34 protein-coding genes are annotated in these 25,323 nt (G+C 70.8%); 19 read left to right on the top strand and 15 right to left on the bottom strand.

Annotation, left to right across the window (positions count from 1 at the left end; all coding sequences use genetic code 11):
• The first annotated feature begins 35 nt into the window (after positions 1–35).
• From ID804_RS07290 to ID804_RS07260, 7 genes are all read left to right on the top strand, one after another.
• Positions 36–1,463: a dipeptidase gene (locus tag ID804_RS07290; RefSeq protein WP_169078504.1), complete on the top strand. Its 1,428-nt coding sequence runs from the start codon at positions 36–38 to the stop codon at positions 1,461–1,463.
• A gap of 44 nt (positions 1,464–1,507) precedes the next feature.
• Positions 1,508–1,855 (top strand): iron-sulfur cluster insertion protein ErpA, encoded by a 348-nt coding sequence (erpA, locus tag ID804_RS07285; protein ID WP_169078502.1) that lies wholly within the window; start codon positions 1,508–1,510, stop codon positions 1,853–1,855.
• A gap of 248 nt (positions 1,856–2,103) precedes the next feature.
• The gene (ctaC, locus tag ID804_RS07280; RefSeq protein WP_317451211.1) at positions 2,104–2,964 is read left to right on the top strand and encodes an aa3-type cytochrome oxidase subunit II; all 861 of its coding nucleotides are present in this window, start codon (positions 2,104–2,106) and stop codon (positions 2,962–2,964) included.
• 8 nt (positions 2,965–2,972) lie between these two features.
• Positions 2,973–4,709, top strand: a complete 1,737-nt coding sequence (gene ctaD / locus ID804_RS07275) for an aa3-type cytochrome oxidase subunit I (protein WP_169078500.1) — start codon at positions 2,973–2,975, stop codon at positions 4,707–4,709.
• A gap of 8 nt (positions 4,710–4,717) precedes the next feature.
• Positions 4,718–5,134 (top strand): cytochrome c oxidase subunit 4, encoded by a 417-nt coding sequence (locus ID804_RS07270; protein ID WP_169078498.1) that lies wholly within the window; start codon positions 4,718–4,720, stop codon positions 5,132–5,134.
• A 1-nt stretch (position 5,135) separates the two neighbouring features.
• Positions 5,136–5,564 (top strand): GNAT family N-acetyltransferase, encoded by a 429-nt coding sequence (locus ID804_RS07265; RefSeq protein ID WP_169078496.1) that lies wholly within the window; start codon positions 5,136–5,138, stop codon positions 5,562–5,564.
• Positions 5,565–5,571: 7 nt separating this feature from the next.
• Positions 5,572–6,138, top strand: a complete 567-nt coding sequence (locus ID804_RS07260) for a GNAT family N-acetyltransferase (protein WP_169078494.1) — start codon at positions 5,572–5,574, stop codon at positions 6,136–6,138.
• Between the two features lie 3 nt (positions 6,139–6,141).
• Here the strand turns inward: ID804_RS07260 and ID804_RS07255 are convergent, their stop codons facing one another.
• From ID804_RS07255 to ctaE, 5 genes are all read right to left on the bottom strand, one after another.
• On the bottom strand, positions 6,142–6,834 hold the full coding sequence (locus tag ID804_RS07255; RefSeq protein WP_169078492.1) for an HAD family hydrolase: 693 nt from the start codon (positions 6,832–6,834) through the stop codon (positions 6,142–6,144).
• 79 nt (positions 6,835–6,913) lie between these two features.
• Positions 6,914–8,476 carry a cytochrome bc1 complex cytochrome b subunit gene (gene qcrB / locus ID804_RS07250; protein ID WP_169078813.1) on the bottom strand — a complete coding sequence of 521 codons (1,563 nt, stop codon included), beginning with the start codon at positions 8,474–8,476 and terminating at the stop codon, positions 6,914–6,916.
• A 53-nt stretch (positions 8,477–8,529) separates the two neighbouring features.
• Positions 8,530–9,609, bottom strand: a complete 1,080-nt coding sequence (qcrA, locus tag ID804_RS07245; RefSeq protein ID WP_169078490.1) for a cytochrome bc1 complex Rieske iron-sulfur subunit — start codon at positions 9,607–9,609, stop codon at positions 8,530–8,532.
• 32 nt (positions 9,610–9,641) lie between these two features.
• On the bottom strand, positions 9,642–10,439 hold the full coding sequence (gene qcrC / locus ID804_RS07240; protein WP_169078488.1) for a cytochrome bc1 complex diheme cytochrome c subunit: 798 nt from the start codon (positions 10,437–10,439) through the stop codon (positions 9,642–9,644).
• A gap of 26 nt (positions 10,440–10,465) precedes the next feature.
• Entirely contained in the window at positions 10,466–11,095 is a 630-nt protein-coding gene (gene ctaE / locus ID804_RS07235) for an aa3-type cytochrome oxidase subunit III (RefSeq protein ID WP_169078486.1), read from the bottom strand.
• 78 nt (positions 11,096–11,173) lie between these two features.
• Between ctaE and trpD the strand changes: the two genes are divergently transcribed.
• On the top strand, positions 11,174–12,247 hold the full coding sequence (trpD, locus tag ID804_RS07230; protein WP_169078484.1) for an anthranilate phosphoribosyltransferase: 1,074 nt from the start codon (positions 11,174–11,176) through the stop codon (positions 12,245–12,247).
• A 67-nt stretch (positions 12,248–12,314) separates the two neighbouring features.
• Entirely contained in the window at positions 12,315–12,737 is a 423-nt protein-coding gene (locus ID804_RS07225) for a VOC family protein (protein ID WP_169078482.1), read from the top strand.
• 13 nt (positions 12,738–12,750) lie between these two features.
• On the opposite strand, the gene ID804_RS07220 is transcribed toward ID804_RS07225, so the two are convergent.
• Positions 12,751–13,077, bottom strand: a complete 327-nt coding sequence (locus ID804_RS07220; protein WP_169078480.1) for a DUF3140 domain-containing protein — start codon at positions 13,075–13,077, stop codon at positions 12,751–12,753.
• 121 nt (positions 13,078–13,198) lie between these two features.
• Here ID804_RS07220 and ID804_RS07215 point away from each other — a divergent pair, with 121 nt between their 5' ends.
• Positions 13,199–13,408 (top strand): hypervirulence associated TUDOR domain-containing protein, encoded by a 210-nt coding sequence (locus ID804_RS07215; protein ID WP_169078478.1) that lies wholly within the window; start codon positions 13,199–13,201, stop codon positions 13,406–13,408.
• On the opposite strand, the gene ID804_RS07210 is transcribed toward ID804_RS07215, so the two are convergent.
• Positions 13,405–13,905 (bottom strand): Lrp/AsnC family transcriptional regulator, encoded by a 501-nt coding sequence (locus ID804_RS07210; RefSeq protein WP_169078476.1) that lies wholly within the window; start codon positions 13,903–13,905, stop codon positions 13,405–13,407. The two genes, ID804_RS07215 and ID804_RS07210, sit on opposite strands and share 4 nt — an antisense overlap.
• A gap of 95 nt (positions 13,906–14,000) precedes the next feature.
• Here ID804_RS07210 and ID804_RS07205 point away from each other — a divergent pair, with 95 nt between their 5' ends.
• A complete protein-coding gene (locus tag ID804_RS07205; protein ID WP_169078474.1) occupies positions 14,001–15,176 on the top strand; it encodes a trans-sulfuration enzyme family protein in 1,176 nt (391 codons plus the stop codon).
• Positions 15,177–15,202: 26 nt separating this feature from the next.
• A complete protein-coding gene (locus ID804_RS07200) occupies positions 15,203–16,333 on the top strand; it encodes a glycerate kinase (RefSeq protein WP_317451210.1) in 1,131 nt (376 codons plus the stop codon).
• A 45-nt stretch (positions 16,334–16,378) separates the two neighbouring features.
• Here the strand turns inward: ID804_RS07200 and ID804_RS07195 are convergent, their stop codons facing one another.
• From ID804_RS07195 to ID804_RS07185, 3 genes are all read right to left on the bottom strand, one after another.
• Positions 16,379–16,636 carry a hypothetical protein gene (locus ID804_RS07195; RefSeq protein ID WP_169078472.1) on the bottom strand — a complete coding sequence of 86 codons (258 nt, stop codon included), beginning with the start codon at positions 16,634–16,636 and terminating at the stop codon, positions 16,379–16,381.
• Positions 16,637–16,717: 81 nt separating this feature from the next.
• On the bottom strand, positions 16,718–17,086 hold the full coding sequence (locus ID804_RS07190) for a YchJ family protein (RefSeq protein WP_169078470.1): 369 nt from the start codon (positions 17,084–17,086) through the stop codon (positions 16,718–16,720).
• Between the two features lie 35 nt (positions 17,087–17,121).
• On the bottom strand, positions 17,122–17,508 hold the full coding sequence (locus ID804_RS07185; RefSeq protein WP_169078468.1) for a DUF1622 domain-containing protein: 387 nt from the start codon (positions 17,506–17,508) through the stop codon (positions 17,122–17,124).
• A 77-nt stretch (positions 17,509–17,585) separates the two neighbouring features.
• Here ID804_RS07185 and ID804_RS07180 point away from each other — a divergent pair, with 77 nt between their 5' ends.
• Complete coding sequence (locus ID804_RS07180; RefSeq protein WP_169078466.1) at positions 17,586–17,909, top strand: YciI family protein; 324 nt, start codon at positions 17,586–17,588, stop codon at positions 17,907–17,909.
• A gap of 127 nt (positions 17,910–18,036) precedes the next feature.
• Complete coding sequence (locus tag ID804_RS07175; RefSeq protein ID WP_169078464.1) at positions 18,037–18,372, top strand: YciI family protein; 336 nt, start codon at positions 18,037–18,039, stop codon at positions 18,370–18,372.
• Here ID804_RS07175 and ID804_RS07170 read toward each other — a convergent pair.
• The 3 genes from ID804_RS07170 to ID804_RS07160 all read right to left on the bottom strand — a co-directional run bounded on the left by ID804_RS07170 (position 18,369) and on the right by ID804_RS07160 (position 19,880).
• Complete coding sequence (locus ID804_RS07170) at positions 18,369–18,671, bottom strand: putative quinol monooxygenase (protein WP_169078462.1); 303 nt, start codon at positions 18,669–18,671, stop codon at positions 18,369–18,371. The genes ID804_RS07175 and ID804_RS07170 overlap by 4 nt on opposite strands.
• Before the next feature lie 130 nt (positions 18,672–18,801).
• Positions 18,802–19,572, bottom strand: a complete 771-nt coding sequence (locus tag ID804_RS07165) for a hypothetical protein (RefSeq protein ID WP_211161033.1) — start codon at positions 19,570–19,572, stop codon at positions 18,802–18,804.
• A complete protein-coding gene (locus ID804_RS07160) occupies positions 19,569–19,880 on the bottom strand; it encodes a hypothetical protein (RefSeq protein WP_169078460.1) in 312 nt (103 codons plus the stop codon). The genes ID804_RS07165 and ID804_RS07160 overlap by 4 nt, the downstream gene beginning before the upstream one ends.
• A 247-nt stretch (positions 19,881–20,127) precedes the next feature.
• Here ID804_RS07160 and ID804_RS07155 point away from each other — a divergent pair, with 247 nt between their 5' ends.
• Positions 20,128–21,258 (top strand): TerC family protein, encoded by a 1,131-nt coding sequence (locus ID804_RS07155; protein WP_169078458.1) that lies wholly within the window; start codon positions 20,128–20,130, stop codon positions 21,256–21,258.
• On the opposite strand, the gene ID804_RS07150 is transcribed toward ID804_RS07155, so the two are convergent.
• Both ID804_RS07150 and ID804_RS07145 read right to left on the bottom strand, forming a co-directional pair.
• Complete coding sequence (locus ID804_RS07150; RefSeq protein ID WP_169078456.1) at positions 21,204–21,671, bottom strand: NUDIX hydrolase; 468 nt, start codon at positions 21,669–21,671, stop codon at positions 21,204–21,206. The genes ID804_RS07155 and ID804_RS07150 overlap by 55 nt on opposite strands.
• 4 nt (positions 21,672–21,675) lie before the next feature.
• Positions 21,676–22,452: an SDR family oxidoreductase gene (locus ID804_RS07145; RefSeq protein WP_169078454.1), complete on the bottom strand. Its 777-nt coding sequence runs from the start codon at positions 22,450–22,452 to the stop codon at positions 21,676–21,678.
• A 97-nt stretch (positions 22,453–22,549) separates the two neighbouring features.
• Between ID804_RS07145 and ID804_RS07140 the strand changes: the two genes are divergently transcribed.
• From ID804_RS07140 to ID804_RS07125, 4 genes are all read left to right on the top strand, one after another.
• Positions 22,550–23,032: an NfeD family protein gene (locus ID804_RS07140; RefSeq protein WP_153981032.1), complete on the top strand. Its 483-nt coding sequence runs from the start codon at positions 22,550–22,552 to the stop codon at positions 23,030–23,032.
• Complete coding sequence (locus ID804_RS07135; protein WP_317451226.1) at positions 23,032–23,991, top strand: SPFH domain-containing protein; 960 nt, start codon at positions 23,032–23,034, stop codon at positions 23,989–23,991. The genes ID804_RS07140 and ID804_RS07135 overlap by 1 nt, the downstream gene beginning before the upstream one ends.
• Before the next feature lie 48 nt (positions 23,992–24,039).
• On the top strand, positions 24,040–24,759 hold the full coding sequence (locus ID804_RS07130) for a glycerophosphodiester phosphodiesterase family protein (RefSeq protein ID WP_317451209.1): 720 nt from the start codon (positions 24,040–24,042) through the stop codon (positions 24,757–24,759).
• A 130-nt stretch (positions 24,760–24,889) separates the two neighbouring features.
• Positions 24,890–25,258 carry an RNA polymerase-binding protein RbpA gene (locus ID804_RS07125; protein ID WP_169078448.1) on the top strand — a complete coding sequence of 123 codons (369 nt, stop codon included), beginning with the start codon at positions 24,890–24,892 and terminating at the stop codon, positions 25,256–25,258.
• The last annotated feature ends 65 nt before the right edge of the window (positions 25,259–25,323 follow it).

Below are 25,323 nucleotides of genomic sequence, written 5' to 3'. Positions count from 1 at the left end.
CCTTCCGGGTGAGGGGCGCGCACTAGATTACCGGCATGACGCTCCACGATCGGCCCACGAGGCCCGCCACCCCGACCGACCTCCTCGAGCAGCTGCGCGGCAGCGTGCGCGACGGCTTCCCCGCCGCCGTGGCCGACCTGTCGCGGCTCGTGCGCATCCCCTCGGTCTCGTGGGACGGCTTCGACCCGGCCCACGTGCTGGCCTCCGCCGACGAGGTCGCGCGCCTCGTGCGCGAGCTCGGCGTGTTCGACGAGGTCCTCGTCGACCGGGTCGAGATCCCCGGCACGGGCGTGCTCGGCCAGCCCGCGGTGCTCGCCCGCCGCGAGCCGAGGGCGGGCCGGCCCACCGTGCTGCTCTACGCGCACCACGACGTGCAGCCTCCCGGTCGCGATGAGGACTGGTCGACGCCGCCCTTCGAGCCGACGGTCATCGGCGACCGGCTCTACGGCCGCGGCGCCGCCGACGACAAGGCCGGTGTCATCGCGCACGTCGCCGCGATCCGCAGCCTGCTCGAGACGGTCGGCGACCCCGAGCTCGGCATCGTCCTCTTCATCGAGGGGGAGGAGGAGTTCGGCTCCCGCTCGTTCACCGCCCTGCTCGAGAAGCACCGCGAGCTGCTGGCCGCCGACGTGATCGTCGTGGCCGATTCCGACAACTGGGATGCCCGCACCCCGTCGCTCACGGTCGGGCTGCGCGGCAACGCGGCCTTCACGCTCACGATCTCGACCCTCGGGCACGCCTCGCACTCCGGCATGTTCGGCGGGGCGGCGCCCGATGCGATGCTCGCCGCGATCCAGCTGCTCGCGACGCTGCATGACGCGGACGGCTCGGTCGCCGTGGAGGGCCTGCGCTCGCACGACCAGGAGGTGCCGGAGTACTCGGAGGAGCGCTTGCGCGAGGAGGCGGCGCTGCTCGAGGGCGTGCGCCCGATCGGTCGCGGCCCCGTGCTGAGCCGACTCTGGGCGCAGCCCACGGTGACCGTCACGGGCATCGACGCGCCGAGCGTGCAGAACGCCTCCAACACCCTGCTGCCGAGCGTGTCGGTGAAGATCAGCGCGCGGGTCGCGCCCGGGCAGTCGGCGGAGGAGGCCTTCGCCGCCATCCGCCGCCACCTCGAGGCGCATGCGCCGTACGGCGCCCACTTGAGCTTCGGCGCCGTCGACCTCGGCAACCCGTTCCTGGTCGATACGAGCGCGTGGGCGGTCGACGAGGCGCTCACGGCGATGCGCGAGGCATGGGAGGCCGACCCGGTGATGGTGGGCGTGGGCGGCTCGATCCCGTTCATCGCCGAGCTGAAGGAGACCTTCCCCGAGGCGCACGTGCTCGTGACGGGCGTCGAGGACCCCGACACGCGCGCGCACAGCCCCAACGAGTCGCTGCACCTCGGCGTGCTGCAGCGCGCGATCCTCAGCGAGGCCGTGCTGCTGGCGCGCCTCGGCGGAGCGGTCGAGCTCTCGGCCTAGCGACGTACACTGGCAGCAGTCCCATCGACTCCGGGAGGAACCCCATGACCGACACCGCTCTCGACACGCACGGCGTCGCCCTCACCGACGCGGCCGCCGCCAAGGTCAAGTCGCTGCTCGAGCAGGAGGGCCGCGACGATCTGCGACTGCGGCTCGCGGTGCAGCCCGGCGGCTGCTCGGGCCTGATCTACCAGCTCTACTTCGACGAGCGCCTCCTCGACGGCGACGTCACGCGCGACTTCGACGGGGTCGAGGTCGTCGTCGACAAGATGAGCGTGCCCTACCTCGACGGCGCCTCGATCGACTTCGAGGACAGCATCCAGAAGCAGGGCTTCACGATCGACAACCCCAACGCGCAGGGCTCCTGCGCGTGCGGCGACAGCTTCCACTGAGCCGCACGCGAGCCGGGGGAGCAGGCCTCCCCGCGGTGATCGCGACCCGCAGATCGACCGGCGCGGGCATCCCCCTTCGAGAGGATGCCCGCGCCGTCGTCGTTCGACGCGGAAACGGTCGTCGCAAGCGTCGTTCAGCGCCGATCTCGCAGGTTCCCCGGAGCGTCGGAGGGCAATCCGACCGGTGCCGGTGACGTAGACTGACAAGCGATTCACGTCCTGCTTCCACTCCCTCGAGAGGCCCACCGGTGCGTTCCAACCGACGTCTTCGATTGGCGGCGATCCCCCTCGCCGTCGTCACCTCGCTCGTGCTCGCGGCGTGCACGCCGCAGATGCAGCTGGGCTGGCTCCCCACGGAGCCCGGAACGACCAACCAGGTCGACCGCGTCATCGGCCTCTGGGTGACCTCGTGGATCGTCCTGCTCGGCGTCGGCGTCATCACCTGGGGCCTCATCATCTGGGCCGCGGTCGTCTACCGCCGCCGCAAGGGGCAGACCGGGCTGCCGGTGCAGCTGCGCTACAACATGCCGATCGAGATCCTCTACACGGTGATCCCGCTCATCCTCATCATCGGCTTCTTCGCCTTCACCGCGCGCGACCAGCAGGCCATCGAGGAGCCCCTCGCCGACCCCGATGTCACGATCGAGGTGTACGGCAAGCGCTGGGCGTGGGACTTCAACTACGTCAACGAGAACGTCTACTACCAGGGCATCCAGGCGCAGGAGCGCGAGGATGGCCAGCTCGACATCTCGACCGTGCCGACCCTCTACCTCCCGGTCGGCCAGAAGGTCGAGGTCAAGATCGAGTCGCGCGACGTGCTGCACTCCTTCTGGATCGTCGACTTCCTCTACAAGAAGGACATGATCCCGGCGAAGTCCAACTACTGGTACTTCATCCCCGAGAAGGAGGGTTCGTACGTCGGCAAGTGCGCCGAGCTCTGCGGCGAGTACCACTCCCTCATGCTCTTCAACGTCGAGGTCGTCTCCCAGGACGAGTACGACGCCTACATCGAGTCGCTGCGCGCGGCCGGCTTCGAGGGCCAGGCCGACGAGTCGCTCAACACGAACTCCAACCTGCCGGGCACCACCGGCTCCAGCGAAGAGGAGTAAGCGGCATCATGACGACGACCGCACCCCGCCCCTCGCTCGGCACCACCGAGCCCGGCTACAGCAGCCCCAAGGTGGCCCGCAAGGGCAACGTCTTCGTCGGCTGGATCACCTCCACCGACCACAAGACGATCGGGTACATGTACCTGATCACCTCGTTCGCGTACTTCCTCATCGGTGGCGCGATGGCGCTCGTGATCCGCGCGCAGCTCTTCGCGCCGGGCCTCGAGATCGTGGCCACGAAGGAGCAGTACAACCAGCTGTTCACGATGCACGGCACGATCATGCTGCTGATGTTCGCGACGCCGCTCTTCGCCGGCTTCGCCAACGTGCTCATGCCGCTGCAGATCGGCGCGCCGGACGTAGCCTTCCCGCGCCTGAACGCGTTCGCGTACTGGCTGTACTCCTTCGGCTCGCTCATCGCGGTCGCCGGCTTCTTCACCCCGCAGGGCGCCGCGTCGTTCGGCTGGTTCGCCTACGCACCCCTGTCGAGTCAGACCTTCTCGCCGGGCATCGGCGGCAACCTCTGGGTCTTCGGCCTCACCATGAGCGGCTTCGGCACGATCCTCGGCGCCGTCAACTTCATCACGACGATCATCGTGATGCGCGCCCCGGGCATGACGATGTGGCGGATGCCGATCTTCACCTGGAACACCCTGGTGACCTCGCTCCTCGTGCTCATGGCGTTCCCGGTGCTCGCCGCGGCGCTCTTCGCGCTCGGCTCCGACCGCATCTTCGGCTCGCACTTCTTCGACGCCGCCAACGGCGGTGCGATCCTCTGGCAGCACCTGTTCTGGTTCTTCGGGCACCCCGAGGTGTACATCCTCGCCCTGCCGTTCTTCGGCATCGTCTCGGAGATCATCCCGGTGTTCAGCCGCAAGCCGATCTTCGGCTACAAGACCCTCGTCTACGCGACGATCGCCATCGCCGCCCTGTCGATGACGGTGTGGGCGCATCACATGTACGTCACCGGCTCGGTGCTGCTGCCGTTCTTCGCGCTCATGACGATGCTCATCGCGGTGCCGACGGGCGTGAAGATCTTCAACTGGATCGGCACGATGTGGCGCGGCTCGGTGACCTTCGAGAACCCGATGATCTGGACGATCGGCTTCCTCATCACCTTCGTCTTCGGCGGTCTGACCGGCGTCATCCTCGCCTCGCCGCCGCTGGACTTCCACGTCTCCGACTCGTACTTCGTCGTGGCGCACTTCCACTACGTGGTGTTCGGCACGGTCGTCTTCGCGATGTTCGCCGGCTTCTACTTCTGGTGGCCGAAGTGGACGGGCAAGATGCTCAACGAGCGCCTCGGCCAGATCCACTTCTGGACCCTCTTCATCGGGTTCCACACGACCTTCCTCGTGCAGCACTGGCTCGGCGTCGTGGGCATGCCACGCCGCTACGCCACGTACCTCGTCGAGGACGGCTTCACCTGGATGAACCAGCTGTCGACGTTCGGCTCGTTCCTGCTCGCCGCCTCGATGATCCCGTTCCTGCTGAACGTGTACATCACGGCGCGTCGTGCGCCCAAGGTGACGGTCAACGACCCGTGGGGCTACGGCCGCTCGCTCGAGTGGGCCACGTCGTGCCCGCCGCCCCGCCACAACTTCACCTCGATCCCGCGCATCCGCAGCGAGTCGCCGGCGTTCGACCTCAACCACCCGGAGGCGGGCATTCCCGTCGGCATCGGCCCGGCGAAGGACGCCCCTGACGCGCCCACCTTCGACCTCGACGACCAGAAGGTGAAGTAGCCCTCGCCATGAAGACCAACATCAACATCTTCTGGATCCTCGTCGGCTTCTTCGCCCTCCTCACGGCGGTCTACACGACCTGGGCCCTGATCGACACGAACGAGGTCGAGTGGGTCGGCACCGTCGCCATCGGCCTCTGCGCGGTGCTGTCGGCCTTCATCGCGTTCTATCTGCAGCTCGTCGACCGCTCCAGCGGCGGTCTGCTGCCGGAGGACCGCCTCGACGCCGACATCGACGACGGCGACCCGGAGCTGGGTCACTTCTCGCCGTGGAGCTGGTGGCCGATCTTCCTCGCCGGTGGCGTGAGCCTGGCCTTCCTCGGCCTCGCTGCGGGCATCTGGATCGTGTTCTACGCCGTGCCGCTCGCCCTCGTCGGCATCGTCGGCTGGGTGTACGAGTACTACCGCGGCAACTTCGGGCGCTGACGTGGCGGTTCGACGCGCTCTGGCGGGCGACGCCGACGCCGTCTTCGGACTCGTCCAGCAGCTGGGGGCCGCGTTCATCCCCGTGCGCGCGGCGTTCGACGCGAGCTACGCCGAGCTGGTCGAGGCGCCGGAGGACGCGGACACGCTCCTCCTCGTCGCCGAGGACGAGCAGGGTCGCGTCGCCGGCTACGCCCTGACGACGATCGCGCGCCTGCTCTCCACGAACGGGCCCTCCGCGCAGCTGCAGGAGATCGCGGTCGACGAGGCGGTGCGCGGGCAGGATCTCGGCACGCAGCTCGTGCACGCCGTCGAGGCCGAGTGCATCCGTCGCGGCGTGCGCCAGATCACGGTCGCCAGCCGCCGCGCCGGCGGGTTCTACGACCGCCTCGGCTACAGCCAGAACGCCGAGTACATGCGTCGAGTCTTCTGATCCACCGATGACCGGGTCGGTGCGGCTCGAGACGGACCGGCTCGTCATCGAACCGCTGGTCGAGACCGACATCCCCACGTTCGTCGCGTACCGTCGCGACCCCGCGGTCGCTCGATACCAGTCGTGGGGCGACGACTTCTCGGTCGCCGACGCCGAGGCGCTCATCGCCGGTCAGCCGGCAACATTCCCGCTGCCCGGTCAGTGGGTGCAGCTGGCGCTCCGCCCACGGGGGCCTGCGGGTGATGCGTCGCCGGTCCTGCTGGGCGACATCGCGATCGGGGGTGACGCTGTGCAGCCGGACACCTTCGAACTCGGCGTCACGATCGCACCGGCGCATCAGGGCGCGGGTCTCGCTCGGGAAGCCCTCGAGGCCGCGATCGAGCATCTTTTCTTCGCGCGAGGCGCGCACCGGGTGCTCATGCAGGGCGACGCCCGCAACGAGCCGGTGCTGCGTCTGATGCGCCGGCTCGGCCTGCGGCACGAGGGCAGCATCTTCGAGGGGGATTGGTTCAAGGGGGAGTGGACCACGCTAGAGCGCTTCGCGCTCCTGCGCCGGGAGTGGTCGGCGCGCTAGCCCTCAGAGCGCCTCGAGAACCTCGGTCAGGCGCGCGGCCGTGCGCTGGGCGGCGGGATAGCTCTCGGGCCAGCTGCGCCCTCGCGGCACCCAGACGGCGACGAGACCGGCGCGCTGGGCGCCGAGCACGTCCCACGGGTGGCACGCGATGAGCGCCGTGCGCTCCGGCGTCGTGCCGAGCCGGTCGCACGCCCCGAGGTAGGCCTCGCTGTGCGGCTTCCAGGTGCGGGTGCCGTCGACGCTGAGCGTCTCGACGTCGCCCTCGAGGCCCAGCCGCTGCAGCAGGGCACGTGCGACGCCCACGCCGCCGTTCGTGAGGGTCGCGACGCGCAGACCCGCGTCGAGCATCCGCCGGATGCCCGGCTCGACGTCCTCATGAGCCGGCAGCCCCGCCACCACCGTCGGCAGCTGCTCGGCGAGAGCCGCGGCGCGCTCCTCGTCGGCCTCGCCGCCGGCCGCGGCGGCGAGGAGGTCGCGCAGGGCCGTGCGGCCGAGCGGGCCGAAGCGCGCCGGTACGCCCGCGAGGCTCGCCGCGAGGCCGTCGCGCAGCACGGAAGCCAGCCACGCGCTCGCGGAGCCCGGGCCGAGGCCCTGCTCGCGCATCCACGCCTCGAGGGGGCCCAGATCGGTCAGTGTCTCGTTGACGTCCAGCAGCACGGTCGTGACGTCGGAGAGCCGCGTGGGGTGCTCGGTCATGCGCTCACGCTACGCGCTCGCCGGGGAAACGGCGACGGCCCGCCCCGACGAGGGGAGCGGGCCGTCGGTGAGAGCGGCGCTAGTGGCGCTGCGACTCGAGCTCCTTCTGCGTGACCGGCGCGATGCGGTCTTCGAAGAACCAGCGCGACAGGCCGGCACGCACCCGCTGGCGAGCGGTGATGCGACCGCGCGCGTCGGGGCGCACCATGAGCGGCTGGTACTCCTCGTAGCTGACGAGCTTCCAGCGCTCGAAGTCGTCGAGCTGCTCGTGCACTTCGATGTACTCGCCACCGGGCAGGCGCACGATGCGGCCGGACTCGTAGCCGTGCAGCGCGATCTCGCGATCCTTCCGCATGAGCGCGAGGCACACGCGCTTGGTGATGAAGTACGCGATGAACGGGCCGACCACAGTGACGAACTGCAGCGCGTGGATGACCCCCTCGATCGAGAGGCGGAAGTGCGTCGCGATGAGGTCGGAGCTCGCCGCGGCCCACAGGCCGGCGTAGAAGGTCACGCCGGCGGCGCCGATCGCGGTGCGGGTCGGGTTGTTGCGCGGGCGCTCGGCGATGTGGTGCTCGCGCTTGTCGCCCGTGACCCACGCCTCGAGGAACGGGTAGAGGGCGGCGGCGGCGAGGAACACCAGGAGACCGACGAGCGGGATGAGTACGTTCCACGACCAGGTGTAGCCGAAGATCACCGTCTCGAGGTGCGGCGGGATCAGACGGAGGGCACCGTCGGCGAAGCCGATGTACCAGTCGGGCTGCGTGCCTGCCGACACCGGCGAGGGGTCGTACGGGCCGTAGTTCCAGATCGGGTTGATCGTGAACAGCGACGCGATGAGCACGATGACGCCGAAGACCAGGAAGAAGAACCCACCGGCCTTCGCGGCGAACACCGGCATGACCGGAGCGCCCACGACGTTGTCGTTCGTGCGGCCGGGGCCGGCGAACTGAGTGTGCTTGTTGACGATGAGCAGCACCATGTGCGCACCGATGAGCGCGACGAGGATCGCCGGCAGCAGGAGGATGTGCAGCACGTAGAGGCGCGGGATGATGTCGGTGCCGGGGAACTCATCGCCGAACAGCAGGTAGGAGATCCAGGCGCCGGCCACCGGCACGGCCTTGATCATGCCGTCGATGATCCGCAGGCCGTTGCCCGAGAGCAGGTCGTCCGGCAGCGAGTAGCCGGTGAAGCCGAGCGCCATCGCGAGCACGAAGAGCAGGAAGCCGATGACCCAGTTGAGCTCGCGCGGCTTGCGGAAGGCGCCCGTGAAGAACACGCGGAGCATGTGCAGGCCGATCGAGGCGACGAAGAGCAGCGCCGCCCAGTGGTGCACCTGACGCATGAGCAGGCCGCCGCGGATCTCGAACGAGATGTCGAGCGAGGAGTGGTAGGCGACCGACATCGGGATGCCCTGGAGGGGCACGTACGAGCCCTCGTACTCGACCTCGGTCATCGACGGGTCGAAGAAGAAGGTGAGGAACGTGCCGCTGAGGAGGATGACGACGAAGCTGTACAGCGCCACCTCGCCGAGCATGAACGACCAGTGGTCGGGAAAGATCTTGCGACCCAGCGCCTTGACGGCGGTCGACGCGCTCGTGCGCTCGTCGATGTAGTTCGCCGCCCACCCGGTGAACCGCATGCCGCGCGACGGCGCGGCTGCGACAGCCGGGGCGGCGGGCTCAGTGGCGGTACTCACAGTGCACGCTCCCAGAAGCTCGGACCCACAGGTTCGGTGAAGTCGCTCTTGGCGACGAGGTAACCCTCTTCATCCACAGTGATCGGGAGCTGGGGAAGCGGGCGCGCCGCCGGTCCGAAGATGACTTCGGCGTGGTTGGCCACGTCGAACTCGGACTGGTGGCAGGGGCACAGCAGGTGGTGGGTCTGCTGCTCGTACAGCGCGACGGGGCAGCCGACGTGCGTACAGATCTTGGAGTAGGCGACGATGCCGTCGTAGGACCAGTCTTTGCGGTCCTCGCGCTCGTTGAGTCGGTCGAGGGGGAGACGCATGAGCAGCACGGCCGCTTTCGCCTTCTCCTCCAGCTTGTGCGACTCGAGCTCGGCGAGCCCCTCGGGGATGACGTGGAAGGCCGATCCGATGGTGACCTCGGAGGCCTTGATGGGCGTGCCGGAGGGGTCGCGCGTCAGTCGCACGCCCTCCTCCCACATCGTGTGCTTGAGCAGCGCGACCGGGTCCTCCGCGGGCGCGAGGTCGCGGAAGATCGCGATCGCAGGGATCGGCGTGGCCACGAGCGCGCCGATGAGGGTGTTGCGGACGAGGCTGCGGCGCGTGAAGCCCGACTCCTTGTTGGCGGCCTGGAAGATCTCGACGGCCTTCGCGCGCGTCTCGTCGGAGCCGCGGGTCGGGTGGCGCTCCTCGACGAGCTCGTGCCCGTGCATGAGGGCCTTCGACCAGTGCACCGCGCCGATGCCGATGCCGAGCAGGCCGAGCGTGATGCCGAGGCCGAGGAAGAGGTTGTTCAGACGGATCGTCTCCGGCTGACCCTCCACGATCGGGAAGGCGACGTACGCGACGACCGCGAGCACGCTGCCGACGACAGAGAGCAGGAACAGGCCCGAGACGGTGCGCTCGGCGGCCTTCTCCTTCTTGGGGTCGAGATCGGTGACCCGGAGGCGCTCGGGCGGGAAGCCCGGGTTCTGGATGCGATCGGCGCGCTCGACGGCGACCCCGGGGGAGGGTGCGCTGCTCGAGTGCTTCTCGACAGCCGTCTCCGGGGCCTCGCCGCCGGTCGCGCCGTCGTGAACGTCCGCCATTATGGTCCTTTCCTAGCCTGCTGCTCGGGCCGTCAGTTCGACTTCGCGGTGAGCCAGATGGTCACTGCGATGAGTCCGCCGAGGCCGAAGATCCAGATGAAGAGACCCTCCGACACCGGGCCGAGCGAGCCGAGGTCGAAGCCGCCGACCGAGGGGTTCTCCTCCACGTACTTCAGGTACGTGATGATGTCGTTCTTCTCCTCGGGGGTGAGGTTGAGGTCGTTGAAGACCGGCATGTTCTGCGGACCGGTCGCCATCGCGCCGTAGATGTGCACGGGGTCGACGCCCGCAAGACCGGGGGCGTACTTGCCCTCGGTCAGGGCACCGCCGGCGCCGGCCACGTTGTGGCACATGGCGCAGTTGATGCGGAACAGCTCGGCACCGATCGCAGCGTCGCCGTCGCCGGCGAGGTAGCGCTCCGGCGGCACGGCGGGGCCGGGAGCCAGCTCGGCGACCCAGGCGGCCATCGCGTCGATCTGCTCCTGCGTGAACTGCACGGGCTTGACCTCGGCCTGCGGGCCGGAGGCCGCCATGGGCATGCGACCGGTGCCGACCTGGAAGTCGACGGCGAGGGCGCCGACGCCGATGAGCGACGGACCTGCCTCGGTGCCGGCGGCCTGGAGGCCGTGGCAGCTGGCGCAGTTGGCGGCGAAGAGCTTGCCGCCCTCCTCGACCAGCTGCTCGCTGGCCGCGGTCGTCTCAGCGGTCGCCGAAGTCGTGGCGAGGGCGTAGGCGCCGCCGGTCGCGAGGAGGCCGACGACGAGCAGGGCCGCGGTCGCCAGGGGGTGCCGGCGGCCGGAGCGGCGTGCTGCGGGGGAGGTGGGTGCCATGGTGTGCTGCGTCTCGATTCGCTTGCTTACTGGAGGACGTAGATGACGAGGAAGAGGCCGATCCAGACGACGTCGACGAAGTGCCAGTAGTACGAGACGACGATCGCGCTCGTGGCGTCGCGGTGGGTGAAGACCTTGACCGCGTACGCGCGGCCGATGACGAGGAGGAAGGCGATGAGACCGCCGGTCACGTGCAGACCGTGGAAGCCGGTCGTGAGGTAGAAGGCCGAGCCGAAGGCGTCGGAGGTGAGCGTGACGTACTCGCTGACGAGGATCGCGTACTCGTAGACCTGGCCGATGACGAAGATCGCGCCCATCGCGTAGGTCAGGAAGAACCACTCGACCATGCCCCACTGGGTGGGCTTCCAGCCGGTGCGGCGGGCCTGGAGGCGCTCGGCGGCGAAGACGCCGAACTGCGCGGTCACGCTCGAGAGCACCAGGATCGTCGTGTTCACCGCGGCGAACGGGATGTTGAACACCTCCGTGCCGGCCTCCCACAGCTCGGGAGAGGTGGACCGCAGCGTGAAGTAGATCGCGAACAGGCCTGCGAAGAACATGACCTCGCTGCCGAGCCAGACGATCGTGCCGACCGCGACGGTGTTCGGCCGGTTGATCGTGGGTGCGGTGAGAGATCTCGACAGAGAGGTACTGGTCACCTGATCATTATGACGGATGCCGCGGCCACTTCTTGCCCGCCGACATGCCTTCTCGCGGTGATTCACTAGCCTTTACCCATGTCCACCGCCCCGACCTGGCCCGGCCTGCTCGCTCGACTGCTCGAGGGCGAGGACCTCTCGATCTCCGAGGCCTCCTGGGCCATGGAGCAGGTCATGGCGGGCGAGGCCACCGCGGCCCAGCTCGCCGCCTTCCTGGTGGCGCTGCGGGCGAAGGGCGAGACGGTCGACGAGTTCGTCGGCTTCCGCGACGCGGCGCTCGCGCACGCCCGCTCGGTCGACATCGATCCGATGGCGCTCGACATCGTCGGCACGGGCGGCGACCCGTTCGGCGCGGTCGTGAACGTCTCCTCGATCGCCTCGATCGTGGTCGCCGCGGCGGGTGTGCCGGTCGCCAAGCACGGCAACCGCGGCGCTTCCAGCGCCTCGGGCGCCTCCGACGTGCTGAGCGAGCTGGGCATCGACCTCGACCTGTCGCCGGAGGGGGTCGCGCACGTCTTCCGAGAGGTCGGGCTCACCTATCTGCACGCTCAGACCTTCCACCCGGGGTTCCGGCACGCCGGCCCCGTCCGCCGGGAGCTGGGCGTCTCCACCCTGTTCAACGTGCTGGGCCCGCTCGTGAACCCGGCGCGGCCGGAGGCCTCCGCCGTCGGCGTCGCGCACCTCGACCGGGTGCCCCTCGTGGTCGGCGTCTTCCGCACCCGCGGAGCGACCGCGCTGGTCTATCGAGGCGATGACGGCATCGACAAGCTGACGACGACGGGGCACAGCCACATGTGGGAGGTCTCGCGCGGCTCCGTCACCGAGCACGACATCGACCCGCGCGAGCTCGGCATCGCCACGAGCCCCGTCGAGGCGATCCTCGGCGCCGGCCCCGCGCACAACGCTGGCCTCGCACGAGCGGTGCTCGCCGGCGAGGCTGGCCCGGTGCGCGACATCGTGCTGCTGAACGCGGCCGCGGGCCTCGTGTCGTTCCGACTCGCGCAGGATCCCACGCAGCTCACCCGGTCCATCGCGGAGCGGCTGCGCGAGCAGCTGCAGGTGGCCGCCGACGTCATCGACTCGGGTCGCGCCGAGCGGAAGCTCGCGGAGTGGGCGGCGGCGACGCAGGAGGCGAGCCGCCTCGGGGCTTGACCCGGGCATCCGGGGGGTGGATGCTGGCGACCGGTCGGCGCGCGGCGCCGCGGAAGGAGCCGGGCCCATGACCGCGTCGATGGTCTTCCTCAATCTGCCGGTGCGCGACCTCGCGCGGTCGCGCGCGTTCTTCGAGGGGCTCGGGTTCGAGATCGAGCCGCGCTACACGGGCGAGGAGAGCGCCTGCATCGTGCTCGGCCCGACGATCTTCGCGATGCTGCACGCGCCCTCGTCGTACGAGCGCTTCGATCGGCGACCGCTCGCCGACGCCCGGGCGCACGCGACGGGCATCTACGCCCTCGGGGTCGACCGGCGATCCGACGTCGACGCCATCGCCGACCGGGCGATCGACGCGGGCGGCTCGGCCGCGCGCGAGCCTGAGGACCTCGGCTTCATGTACCTGCGCAGCTTCCACGACCCCGACGGGCACCTCTGGGAGATCGCGTGGATGGACCAGACGGCGGCCGAGAGCTCATCGCCCGCCGAGTGACGGAGCGCCGCGATCACGCCAGCGGGTCGTGCCCCCAGTTCATGAGCGAGTACCGCCACGGGGTCTCGCGAACGTCGCCCTTCGGTCGCTGCGCGGAATGCCGGCGCACGAAGCCGACCACCTTCCGCATGTGGGCGTAGTCGTCGGCGGTCAGATCGCTTTTGCGCGTGCGCAGCAGCGTCACGATGCGGCGGCCGCTGCGGTGACCGGTCGACTCCCCGCCGCCGGAGGAGTCGCCGACGGCGCGGCTCTCGTCGGTCTCGAGCCAGCGCTCCAGCTCGGCGGGTGCCATTGTGATGGCCTCGCGGAACTCGCGGTACGTGGTGTCGTCGTCGCCCATCGCCCCAGCCTCGCGCGCCCGCCGTGCCCGCGCCCGAGCATCCTGGCAGCTCCCAGGCCGTTCGGAGGGCGTTCCCCGAGAACGACGGCCGGCGGCGCGCGGGGCGCCTAGCCTCACCGGCATGACGAAGCGATTCGAGGCGGGCGACCGGGTGGCGTGGAACTCGCACGGCGGCGAGGCCGTCGGCGAGGTGGTGCGACGCATCACGAGCGATGGCGAAGTGGCGGGGCGGATGGTGCGGGCATCCGCCGACGACCCGCAGTACCTCGTGCGCAGCGAGAAGAGCGGCGGCGAGGCCGTGCACCGCCCGGAGGCGCTGCGCCGGCGCTAGGGCTCGGCGCGGGGGAGCAGACCTGCTCCGTCGATGACCTCGAACACGAGCTGCGTCTCGGTGTGGCGCACGCCCGGGTGGCCCTGCAGGTGCTCGAGCACGAGGTCGCGCAGCGCGGTCGTCGACGAGACCGCGACGTGGAGCAGGTAGTCGTCGGCGCCGGCGACGTGGAAGATGCGCACAACGTTCGGGATGTCGCGCAGTCGGGACTGGAACGCGCGCACCTGCTCTCGCCCGTGACTCGCGAGCCGCACGGTGATGACCGCCTGGATGCCGAGGCCGAGCGCCTCGGGATCGATCTCGGTCGTGAAGCGCCGGATCGTGCCCGAGTCGCGCAGCGCGCGCAGGCGCTGGCTGCACGTCGACTCGGCGATGCCGGCGCGCTCGGCGAGCGCCGCGTTCGTGAGACGGCCGTTGCGCTCGAGCTCGGCGAGCAGGGCGAGGTCGGTGGGGTCGAGCGCGGGTCGCGCGATCTGCGGGCGAGAGGGCTCGGGCATGTCCTCAGGATGCAGGATGCGCGGCCAGAGCGCCAGAGAACGCAGAGTGTGCGTGCTTTCGCCCATCACGGCGCAGAGTGCGCGAAGATCGGCGCATGCACGACGATGTGGCGTTCGAGACTCTGGCCGTTCGAGCGGGACGCGGTGACCTCACCGCGCTGGGGGTGCACGCGCCGCCCCTCGACCTGTCGTCGACGAACCCGCTGCCCGACATCGAGCTCGGCGGGGCATCCTATGAATCGCTGGCCACGGGCCATCACCCGACCGAGGGCGGCAACGTCTACGCCCGCCTCTGGAACCCCACCGTCGCCCGGTTCGAGGAGGGGCTCGCCCAGCTCGAGGGCGCCGAGGAGGCCGTCGCCTTCGCCTCCGGCATGGCGGCCTTCAGCGCCGCCGTCATGGCGGCCGCCGGCCGCGGCCGCGGTCGTCACGTCGTCGCCGTGCGGCCGCTCTACGGCGGCACCGACCACGTGCTCGCCTCGGGCATGCTGAGCGTCGAGACGACGTTCACGACCGCCGACGGCATCGCCGCCGCCGTGCGGCCCGACACGTGCCTCGTCGTCATCGAGACGCCGGCCAACCCGACGCTCGAGCTCGTCGACATCGCGGCGGCCGTCGAGGCGGCGGGTGACGCGCCCGTGCTCGTCGACAACACCTTCGCGACCCCGGTGCTGCAGAACCCGCTCGCGCTCGGGGCGCAGCTGGTCATGCACAGCGCCACGAAGTACCTAGGCGGCCACGGCGACGTCATCGGCGGCGTGCTCGCGGGCTCGGGGGAGTGGGCCACGAGCATCCGCCCCGTTCGCGCCCTCACGGGCGGACTGCTGCACCCGCTCGCCGCGTACCTGCTGCATCGCGGCCTGCCGACGCTCGCCCTGCGGGTGCGCGCGCAGCAGGCGACGGCGCGGATGCTCGCCGAGCGTCTCGCGCAGCATCCGGCCGTGACGCGAGCCTTCTACCCGGGCCTCGGCGACAGCGACCCGACCGGGCTCGTCGGGCGCCAGATGCGCGGCGGCGGCGCCATGGTCTCGCTCGAGCTCGCCGGCGGACTGCCGGCGGCGGAGGAGATGATCCGCGAGCTGCAGCTCTTCACGCACGCCGTGTCGCTCGGCGGCGTCGACTCGCTCGTGCAGCATCCAGCCTCGCTCACGCACCGCCCGGTGGCGCCCGAGGCGCGGCCCGGCGCGGGCATCCTGCGCCTGTCGATCGGGCTCGAGCACCTCGAGGACCTGTGGGCCGACCTCGAGCGGGGGCTCGCGGCGACGCGCTGAGCGCTGCCCGGGTGCTAGACAGGAGCGTGGGCTCCGCACCGTTGCGCGTCGTCATCGCACCCGACTCGTTCAAGGGTTCGTTGCGTGCGAGCGGCGTCGCTCGAGCGATCGCGGCGGGGTGGCGAGCTGAGCGCCCGCAGGACGAGCTCGACCTCGTGCCGATGGCCGACGGGGGAGAGGGCACGCTCGATTCGCTTGAGACCGCGCTGCCGGATGCTCGGCGCATGCCCCTCGGGGTGACGGGCCCCGACGGCCGCCGCGTCGCCGCGCACTGGCTGCTGCTCGCAGACTCCGCGGGCGGCTCGACCGGCGTCGTCGAGCTCGCCGCCTGCTCGGGCATGGAACTGCTCGAGCGCCCGCGGCCCCTCGACGCGCACACGATCGGCTTCGGGGAGGCGGTGCGCGCCGCGCTCGACCACGGGGTCGACCGGCTGCTGCTCGCGATCGGCGGCAGCTCCTCGACCGACGGCGGGGCTGGCGCGCTCTCTGCCCTCGGCGCACGACTGCTCGACCACGACGGGGCGCCCATCGGCGGCGGGGCGCGCGGGCTCGCGCAGCTCGCGGCGGTCTCGGTCTCGGCGATGCGGCCGCCGCCGCCGGGCGGCGCCGTCGTGCTGAGCGACGTGGCGCATCCGCTGCTCGGCCCGCAGGGCGCAGCGACGGTCTTCGGGCCGCAGAAGGGGCTCGTCGGCGCCGATGCCGAGCTCGCCGAGCGCGCGCTCGGCCGCTGGGCCCGGCTGCTCGTTCGGGCGACCGGTGCCGAGGCCGATCTCGCGGCGCACCGCGGCGCCGGCGCGGCCGGCGGCACCGGCTTCGGTCTGCTCGCGTGGGGAGCGACCCTGCGATCGGGTGCCCGCGCGGTCGCGGAGGCGGTGCGGCTGGACGAGCGGATCGCTACCGCCGACCTCGTCGTCTGCGGGGAGGGGCGGTTCGACGCGACCTCGAGCGCCGGCAAGGCGGTGGGCGAGGTTGCTCGCCTTGCGGCCGACGCCGCGGTGCCCGTCGTGCTGGTCTCAGGGGCGATCGCCGCACCGGTCGACGCGTTTGCGGCATCCCTCGCCCTGGATCAGCTCGCCGGCGGGACGACCGCGGCGATCACCGAGCCGGAGCGGTGGCTGCGCGAGGCGGGTTCGCGGATCGCGAAATCGAGGGGGTGAGGGCCCGCGCGCGCCCGACGCGTGGCGGGCCCTCGACGGGCTGCGTCAGCGGCTGGAGGACCGCTCGGACGGGTTGCCCGTCGTCTCGAGGCAGTTCGACGCGCCCGACGTGCCCATGTGCGGGCCCGCCTTGCTGCCCTCGGCATCGGTCGTGGCGCGCGCGTGGGCGCCGAACCACGAGAAGCCGGGAGACGTGCCGGTGCTGTCGAGGCAGTGGGCGGCGGATGCGGCGCCGGCGCTGCCGAGCACGATCGCGCTCGCGACGATGGCCGTCGCGAACGCCGAGGAGAGGACCTTCTTCATCGAAACCTCCGGGGGAGTGGGGGAGCGGGAGTGCTCGCACCGCTTTTTCGGAGCCGAGTGCCCCCCGGATGGGGGTCGCGCTCACATCGGCGCGACGTAGAGCCAGTGAGCGCCCTCGCGCACGAAGCGGCTCACCTCGTGGAGCTCGCCGACGCCGTCGGGGGAGCGGTGATGCGCGACGAACTCGACGACGCCGTCGCGGTCGAGCGGGCCGCCGCGCTCGGTGCGCAGCACGTCGAGGCGATACCAGCGCAGCTCGGGATCGAGCTCGAGCGCCGCGGGCCTGGTCGACGGATGCCACGTCGCGAGCAGGTACGCGGCATCGCCGACCGCGAAGGCCGAGAACCGCGAGCGCATGAGCTGCTCGGCGGTCGGCGCCGCCCGCTCACCGCGGTGCAGCGGGCCGCAGCACTCGTCGTAGGGGAGACCGGTGGAGCAGGGGCAGCGCATCGTCGCAGGCTACCGGCGCCGATGCGGTCGCGCCGTCAGCGGGCGGGTCGCGGACCGTCCGGGTCGGGGTGCGGCTCCGAGGCCGGGTGCGACTGCTGCCACGGCCACCGGCCGTCGAGCTCGACCTCGAGCGTGAAGCTCAGGAAGGTGCGGATGAGCACGATGACCCCGAGCACCGCCAGGGAGTCGAGCGTGGGCTCGATCGCGACGGTGCGGATGATGTCGGCGGCGACGAGCAGCTCGAGCCCGAGGAGGATGGCGCGGCCGAACCGGCGACGCGTCGCGCCGTAGACGTCGGTCGCTCCTCGTCGCGCGTCACGCCCGGCGAGGATGACGGCCAGCACGACGCCGGCGGCGATGACGGCGACGCCCGCGATGTCGATCACCGTGCCGACGAGGTCGATGATCTCTCGCAGCGACATCCGACCATGCTCGGCCGCGAGGGCGCTGCGCGCGCGGGGGTGTCGCTCGCCCTCGTCCGGCGATACTGTGCCGCCCCATGAGATTCTTCATCGGCGTCATCGACGTCAGCACGGGCACGGCGGACGTGGGGGAGATGGCCGCGATCGACGCCTTCAACGCCTCGCTGCGGGATGCCGGGCACTGGGTCATGGCGGCGGGTCTCGCCGCGCCGGCGGAGTCGACGGTGATCGATGCGCGCGGACCCGAGCCGGTCATCCGCTCAGGGCCCGTCGCCGACACGGCCGACTACGTGGCCGGATTCTGGATCATCGAGGCGACCGACCGGGATGCCGCGCTCGCGCTCGCGACGGAGGGCTCGCGCGCCTGCAACCGCCGCGTCGAGCTCCGCCCATTCCTGTGACCGCGCCGTTCCTCCGATCGCGATCGCATCCGCGTCGCACGGCACCTGTGGCCGACTGCGGCGCTCGACCGCGAGCGTGGAGGAGGATGCTCGAACCGACGACTGCCGACCGAGGAACGAGGATTCCGTGCGTTATCTGCTGCTGATCTGCGACGACCCGAGCGCCGAGCCGTACGACCCCGACGGCGACAACATCGAGGAGTGGGTGAGCTCGCTCGAGGACTCGGGCGCCTACGTCGTCGGTGATCGCCTCCGGCCGGTCGTCGAGGCGCGCACCGTGCGGGTGCGCGGGGGAGAGGCGGCGGTGACCGAGGCGCCCTTCTCGGCCGGTCCGGTGTCGCTCGCAGGGTTCGACGTCATCGAGGCCGCCGACCGTGACGCGGCGATCGAGATCGCCGCGCGCCACCCGATGGCGCGTTTCGGAGCGGTCGAGGTGCGCGAGCTCTGGCCCTTCGAGGGCTAGCCGCGCAGGGGCGACCCTGCCACGCGGAATCGAGCACCGCTCATCTCACCCGAGAGGAGCGGCATCGCCTCGCCGATCGCGGCGCGCACGCTCGGCAGCGCGAGCGACGCGGCGTGCGCCTCAGGCGAGGTCCACAGCTCGAGCACGTGCACGGCGTCGGGGTCGTCGTCCGCGACGCCGACCTCGTAGAGCAGGCAGCCAGCGCCGGCGAGCTCGGCGCTGGGCCGGGTCAGGATCGACAGGAGCTCGTCGCGACGGCCAGGCCGCGCGCCCAGCCGGCCGACGTTCGCGAAGGTCATGCGGGGGACTCTGCCATGATGCGCGGACATTCCGCCCAGTGGATCCACGCCGCGCTGCGGTGCGTTCGAGTTGACATAATGATGATTATCGGATGTCAGTCCCGATGCGGGAGGGGGCTCCGGAGCCGCCTCAGCCGCCGAACTCGCCGTGGAGCACGATCGGACTCTGATTCTCGGCGCAGGCGGCGCCGATCACGACGAACCCGGGCTCCAGCGCCCGGTAGGCCGTGCCGGGCGCTGGCGTGGTTGCGCTGAGCTCGCCGTGCAGCTGAGTCAGCGCCGCGGACAGCTCTGTCGTCGATGCCGCGGCGAGCTCGCCGAGCTCGACCGTCGCGCCCTGCACGCGCTCGCGCCACGCCGTCTCGTCGAAGGCTGCGTACTGCGTGAGCCCCACGTCGGCGTTCATGAGCGCGCTGGAGACCTCGGAGAACGCCGCGCACTCCGCCACGAGCGCCTCGTCGACCGCGAACTCCGCGGTCGAGAACGTCGGCTCCGCCGTCCAGATCGCGCCGGCGTCGAGCTGCACGGCGAGCGTCGGTGCCGTGCGGCTCTCGATCGGCCACGACAGGCTGTGCGGCTCGCCGCACGTGCCGCTGAGCGGCGACTGGCCGAGCATCATCGAGTCGCCCAGCTCGACACTGAAGGCGCCGTCACCGTCGCAGTGGAACGCGATGCTCACGGAACGAGCGTCCTCCGGGATGGGGAACGCCACGCCCGGAAAACCCGTCGGCCCCTCGCCGCTCACCGGGTCGAGCGCGCGGGTCGACGCCGTGGACTCGGCGGGTTCGGCCGCGACCGGCTCGACCTCGGGGCTGGCCGCGGCGGAGCATCCGCTCAGGGCGATGCCCGCCGCCACAGCGGCGAGTGCGGTGATGCGACGGAGGTGACGGTGCGCGGTCATCGGGCTCCTTCGGCCTGATCGCCCTGCCGGGCGGATGCCGCCGCGGCGAGCCCGCGACCTCGGTCGTAGCGATCGCGGCCCCAGAGGAACCACACGAGCGGGCCGACGAACTGGGCGATCACGACGAAGGCGTACCAGCCGAGCTCTTCGAGCCCCGTCATCGCCGCTGCTCGGCGATGGATCGACACGAGCGCGCCGGCGAACAGCCAGAGCAGCGCGCCGATGGGCACGAGCCACGCGATCGCGAACAAGACGTCGAAGGCGGCTGGCACCGCGGGGTTCATGATCTCGGCGGCGCGCGGGGGCATGATCGTGACGCTACTGCGACTCCCCCGCGAAGTCGAGCAAAACTTCCACCTCCGTCGCGCCGCTGCCTTCATTGGCACGTAAAGGGTGAAGTGTGGTACACTTGTCGGCGGGGGGGAGTATCCCCGACCCGCGTCGCGTCGTCACTACGATCCGTCCGCACGGATCCGGCGCCACGGGCCGATCTCAGACCATCTCGGCCGGGAAAGACCTCCTGAATCGCCTCAACGACCTTTCAGGAGTCACGTCATGGACGTTCCCCTCTGGCTGTGGTTCGCCGTCATCGGCGGCATCCTCGTCATGCTCGCGATCGACCTCGTCGCGCACCGCAAGGCCCACGTCATCAGCGTCAAGGAGGCGGCCGCGTGGTCGGTCGTCTGGGTGACGCTCGGCGTCGCCTTCGGCGGCTACATCTGGTGGGAGTACGGGGCCGAGCTCGGCCAGCAGTACTACGCCGGCTACCTCATCGAGAAGTCGCTCGCCGTCGACAACGTGTTCGTGTGGGCGATCATCTTCGCCTTCTTCGGCGTGCCCCGCGAGTTCCAGCACCGCGTGCTCTTCCTCGGCGTGCTCGGCGCCCTCGTGTTCCGCGCCATCTTCATCGCTCTCGGCGCGGTGCTCATCGACCAGTTCTCGTGGATCCTCTACGTCTTCGCGGCCTTCCTGCTCTACACGGGCTGGATGATGATCCGGAAGCGCAACGAGCACATGGACGTCGCGAACTCGAAGATCCTCAAGACCTTCAAGCGCTTCGTGCCGATGACCGACGCCTACCACGGCCAGAAGTTCCTCATCCGCAAGGCCGGCGTCATCGTCGCCACTCCCCTGCTCGCGGTGCTCGTGCTCGTCGAGGTGACCGACATCATCTTCGCGGTCGACTCGATCCCGGCGATCTTCGGCGTGACGAGCGAGCCGTTCATCGTGTTCACCGCGAACGCCTTCGCCATCCTGGGCCTGCGGGCGATGTACTTCCTGCTCGCCGACCTGATCCACCGCTTCATCTACCTCAAGCTCGGCCTGGCGTTCGTGCTCATCTGGGTCGGCATCAAGATGCTGCTGCTCGACGTCTACAAGATCCCCACGAGCGTCTCGCTCGCCGTCGTCGCGATCATCATCACCGTGTCGATCGTCGCGAGCCTGCGCGCCACGAAGGGCGAGGGCCGGCACGAGGTGCACGTCGAGAACGCTCCCCCGTTCCGCATCGCGAGCGAGGAGGAGATGGCCGAGGCCGAGCCCGTGTTCGGCAAGCGGCCGATCGCGGCCGGCATCGCGGCGGATGCTCCCTCGCGGTTCCACGAGGGCGACGAGCCCGCGGGCCCGGGCGCTCAGTCGAGCGGCGCGGCTGACGCGAACGACCGCAGCAGCCGCGGCAGGTCGTAGGGCTCGAACGGCTGGCCGGTGGCGAGCAGCTCGTCCGCGGTGAACCACCCGTGGGCGGTCACGTCGATGTGCTCGTCATCGGTCCAGTTCGTCGACACCGGCTCGAAGCGCTCGCAGCGCACGAGGTAGTACTCGGCGTGGCCGCGGTCGTGGTCCGCGGCATCCCACGCCACCTCGAAGTCGATCGACCAGACGGGCGTGCCGACGCTCTCGACGACGAGCCCGGTCTCTTCGAAGAGCTCGCGGATCGCCGCCTGCTCGTGCGTCTCGCCCGGGTCGACGCCGCCGCCCGGAGTGATCCACCGGGCCCACCGGCTGGAGTCGGGCGAGGCCGTGAAGAACAGCAGTGCGGCCCCTGCGTCGTCCAGGAGGATGATGCGGGATGACCGGCGCAGGCCCGGCGTCGGGGCCACGGTGCTACTCCCCCGCGGCGTACTCGGTGAAGTAGCCGACGTCGCCGACGAGGCGCGTGTTGTCGGCCGGCACGGGGTCGACCGCGGCCTGCGCGACCTCGGCGGCGAACTCGGCGACGTTGTACAGCTTGCCGACGGCCTCCTTGCGCGCCTCGATGGCGCCGGGGTTGGCGCGGTCGAGCAGCGTCGCGGTGACGGTGCCCTCGATCATGTCGCCCGAGACGACCGTGAAGCCGATGCCGGCGGCCTGCAGCTGCGGGATGAACTCGCGCAGGGCATCCTCGCCAGCGCGCTTGGAGAGCGCGACGGGCTCGTACTCGGGCATCGTCGGCACGGTGCGGATGAAGTGGGCCTGGTGGCTGGTGACGAACACGATGCGCGAGCCCTCGTGCAGCAGCGGCAGCGCCTTCGTCAGCACGTTCACCTGGGCGTCGCGGTTGAGCCGCAGCGCGTAGTCCTCGCCCATGCCGGCCTCCATGCCGCCGGAGGCGTTGAGCACGAGGATGTCGAGGGCGCCGAAGCGCTCGCGCACAGCATCCATCATCGATTCGACGGAAGCGGGGTCGGTGAGGTCGGCGCCGATCGCGAGACCCTGCGTGCCGTTTGCCTCGAGCTCGGCGAGCAGCTTCTCAGCCCGCGGCGCCTTCGAGCGGTAGTTGATGACGACGTTCGCGCCGGCGGCGGCGAAGTAGCGCACGGTGTCGGCGCCGATGCCGCGGGAGGAGCCGGTGACGAGGGCGGTCTTGCCGGCGAGCGAGCCGGGCTGCAGGGGGCTGTTCACGACTCCCGACCCTACCGCGGATGCCCGCCGTGTCGGGCGCCCTGGGGCGTCGGGGGCCGGTGATAGCGTGAGCATCAGTCGACCCAGGAAGGCGCCGATGCCCGACCTCACCCAGTACCTCTGGATCATCTGGCTGGTCTTCGTGCTCGTGTGCGTGATCATCGAGCTGCTGACGCTCGAGTTCACCTTCCTCATGATCGGCGCCGGCAGCCTCATCGGCGGTCTCGGCGTGAACCTCGCCGGCGGCCCGTGGTGGCTGCAGATCGGCGCGGCGGCCATCGTCTCGGCCCTGCTGCTGTTCACGATCAGGCCGCTGCTGCTGAAGACGCTGCGGCGCGGCGCCGATGAGCGCGGCGCGCGCACCAACGTCGACGCCCTGCAGGGCATGCAGGGGCGCGTGACAGCTGATTTCTCCGGCGACACCGGCTACGTGCGGCTCGCCAACGGCGAGACCTGGACGGCCAGGCTCGCCCCCGAGCATGAGACCACCACCCTGCGCGAGGGCGATCGCGTCGTCGTCACGCGCATCGACGGAGCGACCGCCGAGGTCGCCCCGCATGAGAGGAGCACCACGTCGTGATCAGCCTCACCGACTTCGTCGGGCAAGTCTTCACGGTCGGCCTGCTGGTCGTCCTCGGCATCTTCGTCGTCGTCGTCATTCTGCGCTCGATCCGCATCGTGCCGCAGGCGTACGCCGGCGTCGTCGAGCGCCTCGGGCGGTACCACAAGACCCTCCAGCCGGGCCTCAACCTCCTCGTGCCCTTCATCGATCGGCTGCGTCCGCTCGTCGACATGCGCGAGCAGGTCGTGTCGTTCCCGCCGCAGCCCGTCATCACCGAGGACAACCTCGTCGTCTCGATCGACACGGTCGTCTACTTCCAGGTGACGGATGCCCGTGCCGCGACCTACGAGATCGCGAACTACCTCGCCGCCGTCGAGCAGCTCACCGTCACGACGCTGCGCAACGTCGTGGGTGGCCTCAACCTCGAGGAGGCGCTGACGAGCCGCGACAACATCAACGGCCAGCTGCGCGTCGTGCTCGACGAGGCGACGGGCAAGTGGGGCATCCGCGTCAACCGCGTGGAGCTCAAGGCCATCGACCCGCCCGCGAGCATCCAGGATTCGATGGAGAAGCAGATGCGTGCCGAGCGCGACCGCCGCGCCGCGATCCTCACCGCGGAGGGCACGAAGCAGTCGCAGATCCTCGAGGCGGAGGGGCGCCGCCAGGCCGAGATCCTCAAGGCCGAGGGCGACGCGAAGGCGCAGGTGCTGCGCGCGCAGGCCGAGGCTGAGGCGATCCAGACCGTCTTCGACGCCATCCACAAGGGCGACCCCGACTCGAAGCTGCTCGCCTACCAGTACCTGCAGACCCTGCCGAAGCTCGCCGAGGGCGCCTCGAACAAGATGTGGATCATCCCGAGCGAGCTCACCGAGGCGCTCAAGGGCATCACGAACGGCTTCGGGCTCGGGCCCTCCGCCGGTCGTACGCCCGGCGGCGAGTCGCGCACCGAGCCGATCGTGCCGGGGGCGACCTCCTAGGTGCGGTCGGAGGCGGCTGAGGCGTACTTCTCCCCCGCGCTCCCCCGCGTGCTCGCGCACCGGGGGCTCGCGGTCGACGCGCCCGAGAACACCCTCCTGGCCTTCGCGCACGCGCTCGCGATCGGGGTCGAGCATCTCGAGACCGACGTGCACGCGAGCCGCGATGGCGTCGCGGTGATCGCCCACGACGCCGACCTCGATCGCGTCGCGGGCATCCCGGGCCGGGTCGGTGAGCGCACGGCGGCCGAGCTCGCGCAGGTGCCGCTCGGTGAGGGGCAGGGTTTCCCCACGCTCGCCGAGGCGCTCGAGGCCTTCCCGGAGGCGCGCTTCAACATCGACCTCAAGAGCGCGGAGGCGGTCGCGCCCGCGGTCGACGCGGTGCGGCAGCTGCGTGCCGAGCATCGCGTTCTGCTGACGTCGTTCAGCGAACGGCGGCGCGCCGCGGCCCTGCGCCTGCTGCCGGAGGTCGCGACGAGCGCCTCGGCACCACGGTTCGCCGCTGCCCTGCTCGCCGCGCGCCTCGGCGCCGTGCCGCTCGTGCGGGCGGCCCTCGCGGGCGTGCACGCGGTGCAGATGCCCGAGCGCGCGCTCGGCGGCGAGACGACCGCTCCCCGCGTGCTGCGGGCCTTCCGCGCCGCGGGCGTCGAAGTGCACGTCTGGACGGTCAACGATCCCGCGACGATGCACACGCTGCTCGATCGCGGCGTCGACGGCATCGTCACCGACCGCGCGGATCTCGCGCTCGAGGTGCTGCGCTCCCGCACCTAGCGATTCTGTACCCCGGTGACGTGAATCGGGGGACACTGGCAAAGGTCTGGGAAAGCCGCTCTCGCACTCGCCGACGCGGGCGGAAAGGTCTATACCTTTTCATGGAAACGCGACGCGGAAGGGGTGCATCATGGCCGATCGAACGCTCCGGGGCATGCGCCTCGGCTCGCAGAGCATGCAGAGCGAAGAGGGTGTCGAGTTCGCCTCCCGGCAGCGTGCGCAGTACCGCACGAGCGACGGCGAGACCTTCGAGGTCGTCTTCGCCGCCGACGCGGAACTGCCCGAGACGTGGGAGTCGCCGAAGTCGGGCCGCGAGGGCGTGCTGCTCTCGCCCGACGGCACTCCCGTCGACATCGAGCAGGGTGAGGTCAAGGCCGCGCGCACCCACTGGGACATGCTGCTCGAGCGCCGCACCATCGCCGAGCTGGAAGAGCTGCTCAAGGAGCGCCTGCAGCTGCTGCGCCAGCGCCGCGGCACCGACGAGCGCCTCGGCGCGTAGCGCCCGCCGCGCATCCCCCTCCGTCGGCCGCCGACGCCTCCCTCCCGTGCCCCCGCGTGACGAGC

This window comes from Microcella alkalica (assembly GCF_014595885.1).
Classification (GTDB): domain Bacteria; phylum Actinomycetota; class Actinomycetes; order Actinomycetales; family Microbacteriaceae; genus Microcella; species Microcella alkaliphila_B.
Note: the sequence above shows the minus strand (reverse complement) of the source record. Positions and strands in the feature narration are given on the sequence as shown.